Raw genomic sequence first — 16,486 nt, 5'->3', positions numbered from 1 at the left:
TAATTTATTTCTGGCTGATTAACAGCTTTTTTTGCGCCTGTAAATTACGCAGATTTTAGAGATCTTAAATCACTGTAATCTACTAATTTGTGGCAAAAATCTAGAATCCAAGAATCAAATTAGCTACCCCAAAGTAGAGCATAATTCCAAAAACATCGTTGGTTGTTGTGATAAACGGACCTGTAGCAATTGCGGGGTCAATTTTATTTTTGTTAAGGAAAAGCGGGACTAAAGTTCCTAATGTTGCAGCAAAAAGAATCACGACAATCATAGAAATCGAAATTGCAAATCCGACCAAATACTGCTGGTACATGATAGAATGATAGCACAATAAAAGCAAAGAGATAATGCTTCCTGATATCATAGAAACGGTAATTTCTTTCGTAAAATAACCGCGGCTAAAATCTTTTAACGTTCCATTTGCCAGACCTTGCACAACAATTGCCGAAGCCTGAACACCTATATTTCCTGCAGTTGCAGATAATAACGGCACAAATATGATTAAAGTCGAATATTTTTGAAAAGTACTTTCGTTGCCTTTTAAGACAAAAGAAGCCACAATCTCGATCACCATTCCGATTAAAAGCCATGGCAAGCGCGCTTTTGTCAATTCGTAAACACTGTCATTCGATTCAACGTCTTGTGTAATACCCGCAGCTAACTGGTAATCTTTATCGGCTTCTTCTTTGATAACGTCTACAATGTCGTCAATAGTAATTCTTCCCACCAAACGGCCGAGTTCGTCAACAACAGGAATTGCCTCTAAGTCGTATTTCTGCATGATACGAGCCACCTCAACATCTTCTGTATCTACATTTACAAAATTCAATTTCCTGATATAAACCTCACCGATCTGCGTTTTAGTAGAAGAAGTCAGTAAATCTTTAAGTGATAATCTTCCTTTAAGTCGGTTTTCATCATCAACTACATAAATAGAATGTACTCTGGATACATTTTCTGCCTGAATTCGCATTTCTTTAACGCAGGTTAAGACATTCCAGTTTTCATTTACTTTTACAAGCTCTTTCCCCATCAAACCACCGGCTGTGTTCTCGTCGTAACGCAAAAGATCAACAATGTCTTTGGCGTGCTCCACATCGACCATTTCCGAGATTACTTCCGCTTTTATTTCCTGCGAAAGTTCCGCGATAATATCGGCAGCATCGTTGGTTTCAAGCTCGTCAAGCTCTTCTGCAATTTCCTTTGGCGAAAGTCGGCTTAAGATGTTTTCACGCAGATCTTCTTCTAGTTCAAGAAGAATTTCAGCTGTTTTATCACTATCTAAAACCTTAAAGATGTATGTTGCTTCGTCAAAATCTAATTCATCTAAGATTTCGGCAATATCAGCGTGGTGCAGATCATTCAGTAAAACTTCAAGTTCATTGTCGTTTTTACTAATAATCAGTTCTTCTAATTGAAGTATAAATTCTTTACTAACTTTGAACTCCATCGGCTTCTATTTTTTGAGTTAGTTCAATAAATTCTTCTGTACTTAGCTGTTCCGGACGTTTATCAAAGATAGTGTCTTCTCGCAGTTTATCAGATAAATTTAATGTTTTCAAACTGTTACGTAATGTTTTTCGTCTCTGCTGAAAAGCGGTTTTTACAACCGTAAAAAACAACTTTTCGCTACAAGGAAGACTGTAATCTTCCTTTCGGGTCATTCTCATCACACCCGATTTGACCTTGGGCGGAGGAATAAAAACATTTTCATCAACCGTAAACAGATACTCAGTATCATAGAAAGCCTGCGCTAAAACTGATAAAATTCCGTATGTTTTCGAACCTTTCTTTTCGCAGATGCGTTCGGCTACTTCTTTCTGAAACATTCCAGAAAACTCTGGAATCTGATGTTTTAGATCTAATGTTCTAAAAACAATCTGAGAAGAAATATTGTACGGAAAGTTACCAATAATGGCAAACTGTTTGTCCTTGTAAACTTCGTTTATATTGTATTTCAGGAAATCCTGAGAGATAATTTTATCTTTTAATTTTGGATAATTAGCATCCAGATACGCTACAGATTCGGTATCGATCTCAATAACGTGTGTAGTAATTGGCTTTTCAAGTAAGTATTTAGTAAGCACACCCATTCCTGGTCCTATTTCTAAAACCTCATCATATCCCTTAAAAGTCAAAGTATCTGCAATTGCTTTTGCAATACTTTCATCTTTAAGAAAGTGCTGTCCTAAATGTTTTTTGGCTTTTACTTTTTCCATTTTCTTACTTGTTTGCCAGAAGGCTGCAAAAGTATTCTTTTTTATCGAAAGGCTCTACATCTACTGAATTATTTTATTATAAAGGCTTAAAGACGAATTTTTTTGCCACGAAGACTCAAAGGCGCAAAGTTTTTATTTTTTTCTATCAATTAAAATCAAGAAATTTTCTTTGTTTCGAATTTTAACTGAACACTAAAAAAATCAATGCTCCGAAATAACCTCTAATTCTGTTCTAAAAGAAAGCATTTTGTCTGCAAATAAACCTAAAGCTTCTCTGTGAAATTCTGGTTCATCTTCGATATAAAACTTATCTAAAGTTTCTTTGCTGTCTGTAACATATTGTACCGAATAAGTAATTCCGCCCATTTCTTCTTCAACCAAAACTTTTACAATTCGCGCTGAAGAAAATTTCTGAGTTGCCAGAATTTCTGGTATATGTTTTTCCTGCATCCATTTTAACCATTGGTCATGAACGCTTTCGTGTATATTGGTGGTAACGTTGTATATAATCATTTTTTTCTAAGGTTCTGAGCTACTAAGCTTCTAAGGTTCTGAGTTTTTTCCTCTGAAACTTAAAATACAATCTCCTATTACTAAATTCTTTTATTTTGGAATTTGGGATTTAAAAAAATTGGAATTTATAAATTCTTATCCCCTCTTAATTCTCTATATTTCTTTCTCGCATCAACAAAGTAAATACTATCCTGATGATTGAAAATTACTTTTTCGTATAACGGTTTGGCCTTTTCTACATCTTTTAATTCGTCGTTGTAGATTTCGGCTGAAAAGAACAGCGCTTCGTCTACATAAATTCCGTCGCTGTGGTGATCAATGATTTGCTGATATTGGCTTAAAGCCGAAGCAAAATCTTTCTGGCTTTCATAAACTTTACCCAAACGCAATAAAGTTACCGCTTCTATTTCCTGACCTTTATAAGTCTTTAAAATATTCTGAAATTGCGTTATTGCTTCTTGTTTTTTATTCTGATAAATTAAAAAATCGCCTTTTGCAAATGCTTTCAGCGCCACCTGAGTCGAATCTGCAGCGGTATTGTCATTAATCAATAAAAAATATTCCAGAGCGTCGTTGGCAATTAATTGTGTGTTTGCGGCTTTTAATTCTTTAAACTGTTTGTTGGCCCATTCAAAATCGCCTTTGTAATAACTTGTTTTTGCCGCTTTCAAACTTGCTTCGTGCGCCATTACATCATTTTTCAAATCCAATTGAATTTGCGAATAGTAAATAAGCGCCTGATTGTATTTTTCTTCCAAAAGCAGAATATCGGCCAATTCCATTTTGGCATCGGCTTTTTGGTATTCGTTTAGATTTAATTCTAAAGCCTTTTTGATTACCGCTTTTCCTTCTTCCGTTTTTTTCAAATTGAAAGCCAGAAAATGGGCTTGAATGATTTGCAAAGATAAAGTAAACGGACTGATTTCGTAAGTTGCTAGCAATTGCTGTAATTCCTGGCTAATGGCTGGATAATCTTTTTCTTGTGCTTTATCGATTTTAATCTGCATTAAATACGCATTCGACTGAATCAATAAATCTAAATCTTTGGTGTTTTGAAGAATGAAGTTCAGAATTTCTTCTGCTGTGTCGTCATCTCCTTCATTCATTGCAAATTGACTCAAATTGACAATACTCATCAACGATTCTGGCTCGCGTTTGTAAATGGCTTTTTCCTGAATAAACGCTTTTCCGAATTCTTTCTGCTGCACATAAAACCAGCTCAGATAATGATTCCAAAAAACATCTTGATCTTTTTGGGTTTTTAAGATTAAGGCTTTACGCATCGCATCTTTAAAAGCCGTATTGTCGGTTTCGCCATTCATAAATCGAGACAGCTGTGTCTGAATCAAATTGGTGTTCTGCGGATTTGTGAAAGATTCTGTCAATAATAAATCGATCATCAGGTCGGTTTTGCCTAACTGGCCATACAGCATTCCGATTTGGAAATTGAAATTAAAGTTCGGCTGAACTTGCATTGCCGTCTGATAGGCTTTTAAAGCATATTCGAGCAATACTTTTTTCTCAAACGAACTTGCAATTCCGTAAACATCATTCGGATTTACCTTTATTTTTTCGATAGCCTGTTCGTAGTAATTTTTGGCTTTCGAATCATTTTTCTGCAATTGAAAATTATATCCCAATTCAACTAGAAAAACGCCTTGTTTATAACGGTTGTAACGATCTTGAATTGCTTTCTCGGCATTTGCAAATTGCTGCAATTGCTGGTAACAATCGACTGTTCTTAAAAAATACTGAGTGTTGGATGGTGCGGCTCTTAAAAGCTCTTCATAACTGATTTTTGCTTTTTCGAAATCGCCTTTGTCGTAATAATATTGCGCCAACTGCTCGTTTTGACCGAATGCAAAACCAGAACATAACAAAACGATACAAATCAATATGTTTTTCATATTGCAGTTTTTTAATTTACGATTAAAGCAATGAAAACTGTGATTGAGGCTATACTAAATTGCCAATTGCTTTTTAGATTTCCAAAAAATCAATCCCAAACCAATTAAAATAAACGGAATACTTAAAATCTGTCCCATATTAATCAGCATATCATTCTCGAAGGCTTCTTGATTTTCTTTGAAAAATTCTATTATAAAACGGGCTGTAAATAATAAAGTTAAGAAAGTTCCGAAGATTAATCCCTGTGCATTTCTTATTTTTTCTGATTTGTACATATAAAACAGAATTACAAAAATCAACACATAAGCAAATGCTTCGTATAATTGCGTTGGATGTCTCGGAATCAAATCGTCTCTTTGAAAAACAACTCCCCAATTTCCATTAGTTGGCTTTCCATAAATTTCAGAATTCATAAAATTCCCCATTCTAATAAAAGCGCCCGTTACAGGTACTGCAACAGCCATTTTATCTAAAAGCCCTAAAAATTGCACCTTGTATTTTCGGCAGTATAAAATCATTGCCGTAATAACTCCAATAGAACCTCCGTGACTTGCCAAACCTTGATAACCCACAAATTGGTAAGCTCCTTTTATTTTTTGAATTGGTAAAAGAATTTCTATCGGATGTTTGAAAAAATATTCCGGTTCGTAGAAGAAACAATGTCCTAACCTTGCTCCTAAAACAGTTCCGACAATGACATAAATCAATAAAGAATCAAGATTGTCTAACGAAAGATTTTCTTTTTTATAAATGTTTCTGACGATATAAAACCCGAGAAGAAGTCCGCAGGCAAAAAGAGCTCCGTAATATTTAAGAGGAAAAGTATCTGTGATCCAAAATATAACGGGATCAACGTTCCAGTTTAAGATACCGTTTTTCATTAGTCTAAGTTTTTTAATTTCTAAAAATTAAGAAAACCTGACAGTCCCGAAGTTTCGGGATAAAAACCTGTCAGGTTTATAAATATCTTAAAAACAGAAATTAGTTTATAATATCAAATCCGCAGTAAGGACGTAAAACCTCTGGAATTACAATTCCTTCTGGAGTTTGGTAGTTTTCGATAATTCCCGCCAATACACGAGGAAGTGCTAATGAACTTCCGTTAAGCGTATGCGCTAATTGATTTTTTCCGTCTTTATCTTTAAAACGCAATTTCAAGCGGTTTGCCTGGAAAGTTTCAAAGTTAGAAACAGAACTGATTTCTAACCAGCGGTCTTGTGCTGTAGAAAACACTTCAAAATCGTAAGTCAAAGCAGATGTGAATCCCATATCGCCACCGCAAAGACGTAAAATTCTATAAGGCAATTTCAATTCCTGAAGAATATTTTTTACATGTTCTACCATTCCGTCCAATGCAGCATAAGAATTGTCAGGGTGCTCGATACGAACGATTTCTACTTTATCGAATTGATGCAAACGGTTTAATCCGCGTACGTGTGCTCCGTAAGAACCTGCTTCGCGACGGAAACATGGCGTATAAGCCGTATGTAAAACTGGCAATTCGCTTTCGCTTAAAATAACATCGCGGAATAAATTCGTTACTGGAACCTCAGCCGTTGGAATCAAATATAAATCGTCAACTCCTGCGTGGTACATCTGCCCTTCTTTGTCTGGCAATTGTCCTGTTCCGTAACCTGAAGCTTCGTTTACCAAATGAGGAACCTGAACTTCATTATAACCTGCAGCCGTATTTTTGTCTAAAAAGTAATTGATTAAAGCACGCTGTAAACGAGCTCCTTTTCCTTTGTAAACAGGAAATCCTGCTCCAGTAATTTTTACTCCCAATTCAAAATCGATAATATCGTATTTCTTCACCAATTCCCAGTGAGGCTGTGCGCCTTCGTGCAAAACTGGAATATCTCCTTCTTGGAAAACATTCAAGTTATCATCTGGTGTTTTTCCTTCAGGAACAATATCTGCCGGAAGGTTTGGTAACGTATATAATTTATTGGTTAACTCAACAGCCAAAGCTTCTGCTTTTTCGCTCAGTTCTTTACTTTTTTCTTTTAGTGAAACTGTTTTTTCTTTTAAGATTGCTGCTTTAGCTTTCTCACCAGCTTTCATCAATTCACCAATATCTTTGGACAATTTATTAGATTCTGATAAAGTATTGTCTAATTCTACTTGTGCAGCACGACGATTTTCGTCCAATTGAACCACTTCTTCAACAACGCTTTTAGCATCGATATTTCGTTTTGCTAAAGCTTTGATTACCTTCTCTTGATTTTCTCTAATAAATGCGATTTGTAACATAGCTTGTTTTTTATAACTATTGTGTTTTTATAACGGAAGCAAATTTAAGGAAATGTTTGTTAACAAAAGGACAAACTTTTTCAGGAAAACCGAAATCTCCTATAAACAGCAAAAGCACCTTAAAAGTGCTCTTGCTATATTTTTAATTTTTGGACGTTTTATTCTAAAAAACGATGTCTGTCATCTCTATGAAAAGCATAATCTCTTCCGTTAAACTTTATCTTTTCGATTTCTTTTTTTGTTTTCAGGTCGCTTTTTTCTTCAATTCCATTTTCTAAATCATCTTCGACCGCTTCTTCGTAAGAAAACTTTTTGGTAATAATCAGATCAAAATATCCATTGGTTTTATGGTCAGAAAAACTCATTCCGGTTTCTAAAGTTTCGATTTGAAAAGTTCCGGTTCCGTTAGAATCGCCGTTAGTTAATTGAACTGGATATTCGTATAAAACTTTTCTAATTTCTTTATCACCTAAAGTAATCAGCGTAAATTTTTGTTCCGAATACAACACAATTCGGCTACTTGCGCGGGCCTCTGTATAAAAAGCAATGGCTGGTGTTTTTTCATTTAGAAAAAACAAATCTTTTAAAATATGCGATTTCGAAAACTGAATGGCTTCATTATCGTAATAACCCAGATTCTCATCAAATTCTTCAGCAATTATGCTTCCGTCTTCCCGATTTACAAATAGATACTTTCGCTGAAAATAATCTCCAAGTTCTTCATCGTCATCGTTTGTTCTAAAAGCTTTTTTATCGTGCGCAACGGTTGTGAGCACAAAAAAAGTAGTTTGATCGTCATAATTGATCGAACTTGATTCTTTAATTTTAATATCTGAATATTTGATTTTGAGGTTTGTTGCCACTTTGGAGAGCAGCTGCAAATTCATTTCTTTTGAATCTTCAATTTCATCGAGATTTTTAAAAATGAGTTTCTTTAGTGGTTTTTTATTAAAACCAATATCGGCTTGAGTTTGCGAAAGAAGTTCTTGATACTGAGCTTCTGCTTCATTTTGAACTTTTTCATTTTTCTCGCAGGAAAACAACAACATCAAAACACCGCTTAAAAGAATTGTTTTTTTCATAGGCTTTGGTTTGTTAGAAATTTAGGGCGTCTCAAATATATAATTTTCTTACAAACCAAAAGCAAAAAAATAAAAACTAATCTCTCTTAATTTCGTGACCTACAAACTCTTCCAGTGTTTTAAACATTTCTTCAACCGAAAGCACTTCTGTGTCAGGGTGAGATTTTAGAAAAGAAGCATTCAATTCAGCTAGATTTTCGTCTAACTCAAAGTACGCATTGTTATTTAGCAAATCTTTGAAAGCATTAGGAGTATCGAATTTTTCTTTTAGAAATTTCCCTAATTTGATATTGCTCTGCAAACGAAGTTTACGGCATTGTTCTTTAAACAATTCTAAATGTTTTTCTGCTCCGATTAAAGCTAATCCTTCTTCGATTAATTCATTCAATTCTTTATTCCATCCCGAATCATGTACAAACTTCGAAAAATTTCCTTCTGCATATTTAGAAGCATAAAAATCCAAATAATAACTCATCAAAGCATCTTCGTGAATCAAGTCGTCGTCTATTTTTTCTTCGCGCATTAAATTGATTACCGAAATATTCGAATTTACAATGTCTTGAGGATTTTCGCTCTTTGCCGCCGTTTCTGAAATGATGATTTTACCGAATTCCATTTGAGTTTTATTTAAAGATTGTTTTGCAAAGTTGGGGTAAATAATAATACGATTTAGAAGAAATTAAAGTTTTTGACAGATTTCCGCCGTTTATCACAATCTTTAATCAAAATTAGCGTTATCTTTATCTAATATAAAGATGCAGCTAAAACTGAATGCTTTTAACGCAACTATTTGGAGAGAAATGCATCTATTATATAGAAAACTTAATATGAAGTTTTCGCAACCAAAACCAAAACCATGAAACGGATTGTCCTAATATTTAGCATTCTGCTAGCTTTAACAAGTTGTGAAAACGATGATTTGCCAAATTCTGATGTGCAATATTCGTTAATTGCAAAGGGAGATTCTTTTCCTAATGATGAAAGTCTTGCACCAAGACATTTAATCATTAAAGATCAGAAAGCTTGGGATAATTTAATTACAGAAATGAATGTTTCTACTGATTTATCTAAAGATTTTAAAGAAATTAATATTGATTTTAGCCGATATCAAGTTATTGCCGTTATAGACAAAACTCAAAGTACAAGTGGCCATTCGATAGATATTGTCGAAATTTCAGAAAATCGAAATACCATAATTGTAAAAGTCGAAAAACTAAAAAATGGCAATAGCACTTTAAAATTATCAAGACCTTACGATATTATTAAAACAGACAGGACAGATAAAAAGGTCATTTTTGAACAATAGCCTGATCAAAATAAAAACCTACCACTTTTAAAATATTTTTAATTGCCTCCAGTTTTTTCAGCTGGAGGCAATTATTTTTTAATAGTCAGCAATAACATTTCTTTTTCTTCAAGTTCCATTTGATTCGAAAACAAATCTTTAATCAAAAAGTAATATTAAAATAACCCCCGAAAAATAAAAGCTGTCACCAATTACAAGAATAAACCGTAATTTTATTCCATCCAAAATGGATTTAGCAGCAAAATAGAAAAATATGGATGGAAGAAAAGCATTAGAATATTATGTTTTAGATGTATTCTCAAACGAAAGTTATAGAGGAAATCCGCTTTCGGTTGTTTTTACAGATGGTAATTTAAAACTAGAAACCTATCAGGACATTTCGAAAGAGTTTGGCTATTCTGAAACCTCTTTTGTCTATTATTCCACAAGAGAAAAAGCACTTGTAGTTCGTTCGTTTACTCCAACTGGAATCGAAATTGATGGCGCAGGACATAATCTATTAGGCGCGGTCTGCGGTGCTCTCCTAAAAGGAATTCCCATATTTGATGAACAAAATGAAAGTGAACCTTTTGTAATTATGAATCATTCGGCAATTCCTGTAACAACAAGTTTAGATCCCATTACTTTGTATCCCGTTGTTCAAATGCATCAAAAATCGGCGGTCATTAAACAAGAAATCCCAACATACAAAATTGCGGTTGCTCTTGGCTTAAAGATTGAAGATTTAGACGTCAATTCTTTTGTGCCAACAATAGTTAAAACAGAAGTTGCGCACACAATGGTTCCGATCAAAAACAGCCAAATTTTAAATAGCTTTGTTCCAGACAACCAGCTTTTGATTCAAATCTCAAAAGAATACAATTCCGAAGGTTTTTATTGTTTCGCTCCAGCAGATGAAGATCAGGATCATATCGTTGAAACGAGATTTTTCAACCCAATAATCGGAATAAATGAAGACCCTGCAACAGGAACTGCCGCTGGACCTTTAATTGGTTTTTTAACGCAGAAGAAATTTACTAAATCAGACAAAGAGTATAAAATTCTTCAAGGTGTGAAATTAAAACAGGCTTCCATTATTGAAGTGATGAATCGCGAAGAAGATATTTTGGTTGGAGGTTCTTCTATTATTACAATGAAAGGGGAATTATATATCTAGTTTTTATTCCACATTAAACAATCTCAAAATATACGAGAGTTCGTAAACGATAAAGAGTGTTACCAAAACGGTATGAAAAACTTTATTGTGAATTTTTATAGCAATCAGACACAAAACAATGTGACTGATGATGCGTACATAATATTCTTCTTGATTGTATAAAAAATAATTACCCCCCTTTATTGCCGTATCAATCAAATCGGCAGCAAAACTTATCGCCAAAATTGCGAAGAACCAGTTTTTTCTGGAATAAAAATAGTCTTCGTAACCATTATAATCACGTAAATCATCTGGATAAAGAATCGCACACAGCAAATAGAAAATGAGAATATAACAGATGATAAAAAAATAATCGGCAAAATACCATTCTTGAATTAATTTCAAGTTAAACTCCCACCACCAGAAATGGATAATTAATAAGAAAACATAAAATACCCACAGCGAATGAACAAAATAGATCTTTTTCCGCCCGGGATGCTGAATAAAAATAACCGATCCTTTTATAAGATGTGTTAAACTTAAGCCTAGAATAATTCCGATAATCGATTTGACGTGGGTTAATTCTTCCATAAATAAGTTGCTTTTATCGACTTAAAATTAAATTAATTAATTCGATAACAAACACTTACATTCTATTTTTTCTTAAAGTAAGAAACAAAAAAAAGCCACATTTGAAATGCAGCTTTTATATTTTAATTGAAAACAAAATCTTAATTCGTTTTCATTGGCGGTAAATCAAACGCTTTTGAATCGTGTTCGAAGTTATTTCTGTGTGCTCCATCGCAAAATGGTTTGTTAGCAGAATGTCCGCAACGGCAAAGTCCCAATGCAGATCTTCCTTGTAAACCGTAAAGTGCTCCTTCTGGATCCATGATTTCAAAATCTCCTTCAATTTTGATAGATCCGTTTTTATTGATGATTAATTTCGTCTTGCTCATAAATTTGTTTTTTTCGGCTGCAAAGGTTGCGAAATATATTGGCATTTATAAGCGGTGAACGTAGTTTAAACTGGTTCTATTTTAGTTGTATTTTTTTGCCACGAAGACGCTAAGGCACGAAGTTTTCTTAATCTCGCAAAGGCGCAGAGTCGCAAAGTTTTTTTTGTTTTGTCAGGCTGAGCGGAGTCGAAGCCCCACACAGTGATTCTACTATTTTGCCACGAAGGCACGAAGTTTTTTAATCTCGCAAAGTCGCGAAGGCGCAAAGTTGTTTTGTGTTTTGTCTGGCTGAGCGGAGTCGAAGCCCGCATAATGATTCCACGATTTTGTCACGAAGGCAAAAAAATTTTGTCTATACGCTTTGTGTATCAGACTCATCATCCTTTTTTTGCTGATTCATTTTTGTGATAATCTCTTTCAATCGTAAGGCTCTTTCTTTTTTCTCTTCTTGAACTTTAGCTTTTTTCCGTTTTAGCAATTTGGTATGCAAAGCCTTATTTTTTGAATCTTTTTGAGGTCCTTTTGCCATGACTATTAATTTTGAATAGTGCAAAGATAGGTGTTATAATGTTTTTGCCACGAAGACTCAAAGGCTCTAAGTCTTTTTCTACATTACAATTAAAATAATCTCGCAAAGGCACAGAGTCGCAAAGTTTTGTTTGCCACAGATTGAAAAGATTAAAAATGATTTTTCTAAGCAAATTTTGCCGCGAAGACGCTAAGACACGAAGTTTATTTTAACGCGCAATGTACATAATTCACAAAGATTGTAAGACTGAGGGGAGTCGAAGCCCAGCAAAGTGATTCAGCAAACGTGGCTTCGACTCCGCTCAGCCTGACAAAACAACAAAAACTCTGCGCCTTCGCGCCTTTGCGAGATTAAAAAACTTCGTGTCTTAGCGCCTTCGTGGCAAAACCTTATAGCGCTTTATAAACAAAATTCTTAAACTTCACGCTTCCTTTTCCGATCGAGCAAAGTCCAATTCTCAAACCAAGAAAACCGCTTAAAACATTATGATTGTAACCTGAAACTTCTACCGAATTTTCAATCTTTTTCCAGTCTTTTCCATCAAGACTATAAAACATATCTACAGTGTTTTTAATGTTTTTAAGTTTAAGAAAGACTTTTCGTTTATGCGTATCTTTTTCTGTTGGAAATTGCCATCCTCTCAAATTGGCTAAAATATTGTTTTGATCGGCCAAAATTCCTGAATAATATTGTTTGTCATAAAACAAAACCAATCCTCCTACAGCATCGCCTTCTATTTCCATTTCAACCTCAGCAGAATAAGAATGACCTCCCGGAACGACAACAAGCGGAGAACTGTTTCCAACACCATCGCCTTTTCCTTCAATTGTTAAAGAATTATTGGCAACTTTAAATCTTGAACTTTCTACTCCGTTATAAAATTTCCATTGCGGTTTTAGAGCCGAACCTTCAAAATTATCGCTCAAAGAAAATTCAGGAAGCGATTTTCCTTCTGGTTTTCCAATGGGTTTATCGGTTTCAATTCCATTTGGAGTTTTGTACCAGCCGTCTTTTGTCCATTCTACAGGCTGCAATAAAGTTTGGCGCCCTAAGTTGTAATATCCGTTTTCATAACCGTGAAAAATCATCCACCATTTTCCGTTTGCATCTTCAAAAACAGTGCTGTGCCCTTTTGACCACCAAGTTTCAGAACTGCTATTCGTTCGTACAACTGGATTATAAGGCGAATTTTCCCAAGGTCCAAGAGGCGATTTTGATCTCGCCGAAATCACCATGTGACTTGTCGCTGGTCCCGCAGTTCCACCTTCGGCAACGGTTAAATAATAATATTCTCCTCTTTTGAATAATTTTGGCCCTTCCATACAAAAACATTCAATGCTCCATTCACGCGGAATTTTCCAGCCATCGTAAACATGCTTTAATTCGCTCGTTACCGAAAGTCCGTCTCTTGAAAGTGCGACATAACCTCCGTTACTGAAATACAAAAATCGATTCCCTTTATCATCAGCAATATGCCCAGGATCAATATTTCCGATTTTCAAATCTACAGGTTCACTCCACGGACCGTTTATAGAATCTGCCGTTACGACAAAATTGGTGTTGTTTGCCGGAAAATAGATGTAGTATTTATTGTTGTACTTGATTAAGTCTGGCGCCCAAACGGCTCCAACATATTTGTGAAGCGCATTCGTAACAGGTTCCCAATTCATTAAATCGGTCGAATGCCAAATTAAAAGTCCAGGATAATAATCAAAAGAAGAATGTACAACGTAATAATCTTTTCCATCGCGCAGTAAACTCGGATCGGGATAATCGCCTGCAAAAATGGGATTATTGAATTTATTTTCTTTTAAAATCTTCTCGGGTTGCGATTGAGAATTGACTGAAAGTGTTAGTAATAGAACTAAAACGGAGAGGTATATTTTGTTCATTTAATATTGGTTTTGATATTTTTTTCAAATATAGTCAAAAAGACTATAAGATGGTTGTTTCACAAAGATGCACGAAGAATTTCTCAGAGATGCGCAAAGTTTATTTATTAAGATCGCTGAAATAATCTCGCAAAGACGCGAAGTCGCAAAGTTTTTTTGTTATGTTTTTGCCACAAAGGCTCTAAGGCACGAAGTTTTTAAATCTCGGAAAGTCGTAAAGGCACGAAGTTTTTCCTTATGTTTTGTTAGGCTAAGCGTCCCGAGAATTCGGGAGAAGCCACGTTTGCTGAATCACTGTGCGGGGCTTCGACTCCGCTCAGCCTGACAATGTTGATTCATTTTAAAACACTTCGTAAAAAAATCATTTTTTAATCTTTTTAATCTGTGGCAAATAGAACTTTGTGTCTTAGTGCCTTCGTGGCAAAACTCAAAAAATTTTCGTGAATCTCTGTGAAAATCTCAGCGAATCTCTGTGCAATATTAAAATCTCAATTCTATTGCTTATTTTTGCACTTCATAAAATTCATATAATGACACAGAATCCAAAAAGATATACGATCACGGCTGCCTTGCCTTACACCAATGGACCTATCCATATTGGACATTTGGCTGGAGTTTACGTGCCTGCAGATATATATTCTAGATATTTAAGATTGCAAGGAAAAGATGTAGCATTTATCTGCGGAAGCGATGAACACGGCGTTGCAATTTCTATGAAAGCCAAAAAAGAAGGTGTTACTCCGCAAGAAGTTATTGATAAATATGACGGAATCATCCGTAAATCGTTTGCTGATTTCGGAATTTCATTCAACAATTATTCAAGAACTTCGGCTAAAATTCATCATGAAACGGCTTCTGAATTCTTTAGAACATTATATGATAAAGGAGATTTTATAGAAGAAGTTACCGAACAATTGTATGACGCAAAAGCAAATCAGTTTTTAGCAGACCGTTTTGTTGTGGGAACTTGTCCGAAATGTGGTAATGACGGTGCCTACGGAGATCAGTGCGAAAGTTGCGGATCTACTTTGAACGCAACCGATTTGATCAACCCAAAATCGACAATTACTGGAGAAACTCCAATTCTTAAAGAAACAAAACACTGGTTTTTACCTTTAGACAGATATACTGATTTTTTAACCGAGTGGATTTTAGTCGGACATAAAAACGACTGGAAAACGAATGTTTACGGGCAAGTAAAATCTTGGATCGACGCTGGTTTAGAACCTCGTGCCGTAACTCGTGACCTTGATTGGGGAATTGATGTTCCTGTTGAAGGTGCGGAAGGCAAAAAATTATACGTTTGGTTTGATGCGCCTATTGGATACATTTCTTCTACAAAAGAATGGGCCGCGCGCGAAGGAAAAGACTGGGAACCGTATTGGAAAGATGAAGAAACGAAATTGGTTCACTTTATCGGAAAAGACAATATTGTTTTCCATTGTATCATTTTCCCTGCGATGTTAAAATCGGAAGGAAGCTACATTTTACCAGATAACGTTCCGGCAAATGAGTTTTTGAACTTAGAAGGAAATAAACTTTCAACTTCTAAAAACTGGGCGGTTTGGTTGCACGAATATTTAGAAGAATTCCCAGACAAGCAAGATGTTTTACGTTATGCCTTAACATCAAACGCGCCTGAGACAAAAGATAACGATTTTACTTGGAAAGATTTCCAAGCTAGAAATAACAACGAATTGGTTGCCGTTTTCGGAAACTTCATAAACCGTGTTGTGGTTTTAACCAACAAATATTATGACGGAATTATCCCGACGCCAAACGAATTTACAGAAGTTGACGAACAGACTTTAGCAGAATTAAAAGCGTATCCAGCTGTGATTTCAAGTTCGGTGGAGCGTTACAGATTCCGTGAAGCTTTGGGCGAATTAATGAATGTTGCTCGTTTAGGAAATAAATACTTGGCAGACGAAGAGCCTTGGAAAGTAATGAAAGACAATCCAGAGCGTGTAAAAACTCAAATGTATGTGGCGTTGCAAATTGCTGCTGCGTTGAGTGTTTTAGCTGAGCCATTTTTACCGTTTACAGCGGCTAAATTGTCAAAAATCTTAAACCTAAAGGATCTAAAAGAGCATTTTAAAGGATTCAGTAAATTTTTGAAAGAAAATCATCCTGGCGCTACAGATGTTGTTTTGGATAAAGTATTAGGTTGGAATGATATTTCTGAGCAATCAGATTTATTGCTAGCTGGACATAAAATTGGAGAAGCAGAATTGCTTTTCGCTAAAATTGAAGACGAAGAAATACAAAAACAAATAGATAAATTGGAAGCAACAAAAACAGCTAATTTGGCTGAAAGCAAACAAGCAGAACCGCAAAAAGACTTAATTCAGTTTGAGGATTTCGCGAAAATGGATATTCGTATCGGAACTATTCTAGAAGCTGAAAAAATGCCAAAAGCAAACAAACTTTTAGTTCTTAAAGTGGATACTGGAATTGATGTTCGTACAATTGTTTCAGGAATTGCTGAGAGTTTTTCTCCAGAAGAAATTATCGGAAAACGAGTTTCTGTATTAGCCAATTTAGCGCCAAGAGCTTTACGCGGAGTTGAAAGTCAAGGAATGATATTGATGACAACAAACGCAGAAGGAAAACTGGTTTTTGTAAATCCAGATGCTGATGCGCCGAATGGTGCGACAGTAAACTAAGATTCTTAGAAATTAAACATATCG

General features: G+C 35.1%; 15 protein-coding genes. 3 read left to right on the top strand and 12 right to left on the bottom strand.

All coding sequences use genetic code 11. The features are described 5' to 3' along the window. Nucleotides 1-100: 100 nt before the first annotated feature. The 8 genes from mgtE to ACWA1F_RS14355 form a co-directional block, all read right to left on the bottom strand. Nucleotides 101-1,450, bottom strand: a complete 1,350-nt coding sequence (gene mgtE / locus ACWA1F_RS14390) for a magnesium transporter (protein WP_306153735.1) — start codon at nucleotides 1,448-1,450, stop codon at nucleotides 101-103. After that, complete coding sequence (rsmA, locus tag ACWA1F_RS14385; protein ID WP_456894485.1) at nucleotides 1,434-2,219, bottom strand: 16S rRNA (adenine(1518)-N(6)/adenine(1519)-N(6))-dimethyltransferase RsmA; 786 nt, start codon at nucleotides 2,217-2,219, stop codon at nucleotides 1,434-1,436. Before rsmA ends, mgtE begins: the two co-directional genes overlap by 17 nt. Nucleotides 2,220-2,420: 201 nt before the next feature. After that, entirely contained in the window at nucleotides 2,421-2,732 is a 312-nt protein-coding gene (locus ACWA1F_RS14380; RefSeq protein ID WP_095952990.1) for a DUF4286 family protein, read from the bottom strand. A 125-nt stretch (nucleotides 2,733-2,857) separates the two neighbouring features. After that, nucleotides 2,858-4,639, bottom strand: coding sequence for a tetratricopeptide repeat protein (locus tag ACWA1F_RS14375; RefSeq protein WP_456894482.1), 1,782 nt, complete (start codon nucleotides 4,637-4,639; stop codon nucleotides 2,858-2,860). A 54-nt stretch (nucleotides 4,640-4,693) separates the two neighbouring features. Next, nucleotides 4,694-5,521, bottom strand: a complete 828-nt coding sequence (lgt, locus tag ACWA1F_RS14370; protein ID WP_456894480.1) for a prolipoprotein diacylglyceryl transferase — start codon at nucleotides 5,519-5,521, stop codon at nucleotides 4,694-4,696. A gap of 100 nt (nucleotides 5,522-5,621) precedes the next feature. Then, nucleotides 5,622-6,893, bottom strand: a complete 1,272-nt coding sequence (gene serS, locus ACWA1F_RS14365) for a serine--tRNA ligase (protein WP_306153743.1) — start codon at nucleotides 6,891-6,893, stop codon at nucleotides 5,622-5,624. A gap of 158 nt (nucleotides 6,894-7,051) precedes the next feature. After that, on the bottom strand, nucleotides 7,052-7,975 hold the full coding sequence (locus ACWA1F_RS14360) for a PA3715 family protein (RefSeq protein WP_456894478.1): 924 nt from the start codon (nucleotides 7,973-7,975) through the stop codon (nucleotides 7,052-7,054). 76 nt (nucleotides 7,976-8,051) lie between these two features. Next, nucleotides 8,052-8,591: a DMP19 family protein gene (locus ACWA1F_RS14355; protein WP_456894476.1), complete on the bottom strand. Its 540-nt coding sequence runs from the start codon at nucleotides 8,589-8,591 to the stop codon at nucleotides 8,052-8,054. Nucleotides 8,592-8,831: 240 nt separating this feature from the next. Between ACWA1F_RS14355 and ACWA1F_RS14350 the strand changes: the two genes are divergently transcribed. Both ACWA1F_RS14350 and ACWA1F_RS14345 read left to right on the top strand, forming a co-directional pair. Then, entirely contained in the window at nucleotides 8,832-9,281 is a 450-nt protein-coding gene (locus tag ACWA1F_RS14350) for a protease complex subunit PrcB family protein (RefSeq protein ID WP_456894474.1), read from the top strand. 253 nt (nucleotides 9,282-9,534) lie between these two features. Further along, entirely contained in the window at nucleotides 9,535-10,437 is a 903-nt protein-coding gene (locus ACWA1F_RS14345; RefSeq protein WP_306153751.1) for a PhzF family phenazine biosynthesis protein, read from the top strand. Between the two features lie 3 nt (nucleotides 10,438-10,440). Here ACWA1F_RS14345 and ACWA1F_RS14340 read toward each other — a convergent pair whose 3' ends face one another. The 4 genes from ACWA1F_RS14340 to ACWA1F_RS14325 all read right to left on the bottom strand — a co-directional run bounded on the left by ACWA1F_RS14340 (nucleotide 10,441) and on the right by ACWA1F_RS14325 (nucleotide 13,796). Beyond that, entirely contained in the window at nucleotides 10,441-11,007 is a 567-nt protein-coding gene (locus ACWA1F_RS14340; protein ID WP_456894472.1) for a hypothetical protein, read from the bottom strand. Nucleotides 11,008-11,147: 140 nt separating this feature from the next. Beyond that, on the bottom strand, nucleotides 11,148-11,375 hold the full coding sequence (locus tag ACWA1F_RS14335; protein ID WP_306153757.1) for a CDGSH iron-sulfur domain-containing protein: 228 nt from the start codon (nucleotides 11,373-11,375) through the stop codon (nucleotides 11,148-11,150). A 352-nt stretch (nucleotides 11,376-11,727) separates the two neighbouring features. Beyond that, nucleotides 11,728-11,904, bottom strand: coding sequence for a hypothetical protein (locus ACWA1F_RS14330; protein ID WP_306153759.1), 177 nt, complete (start codon nucleotides 11,902-11,904; stop codon nucleotides 11,728-11,730). A 389-nt stretch (nucleotides 11,905-12,293) separates the two neighbouring features. Then, nucleotides 12,294-13,796, bottom strand: coding sequence for a family 43 glycosylhydrolase (locus ACWA1F_RS14325; RefSeq protein ID WP_456894469.1), 1,503 nt, complete (start codon nucleotides 13,794-13,796; stop codon nucleotides 12,294-12,296). A gap of 530 nt (nucleotides 13,797-14,326) precedes the next feature. Between ACWA1F_RS14325 and metG the strand changes: the two genes are divergently transcribed. After that, nucleotides 14,327-16,462, top strand: coding sequence for a methionine--tRNA ligase (gene metG / locus ACWA1F_RS14320; RefSeq protein ID WP_456894467.1), 2,136 nt, complete (start codon nucleotides 14,327-14,329; stop codon nucleotides 16,460-16,462). The last annotated feature ends 24 nt before the right edge of the window (nucleotides 16,463-16,486 follow it).

The sequence above is a fragment of the Flavobacterium erigeronis genome, from assembly GCF_054075165.1.
Note: the sequence above shows the minus strand (reverse complement) of the source record. Positions and strands in the feature narration are given on the sequence as shown.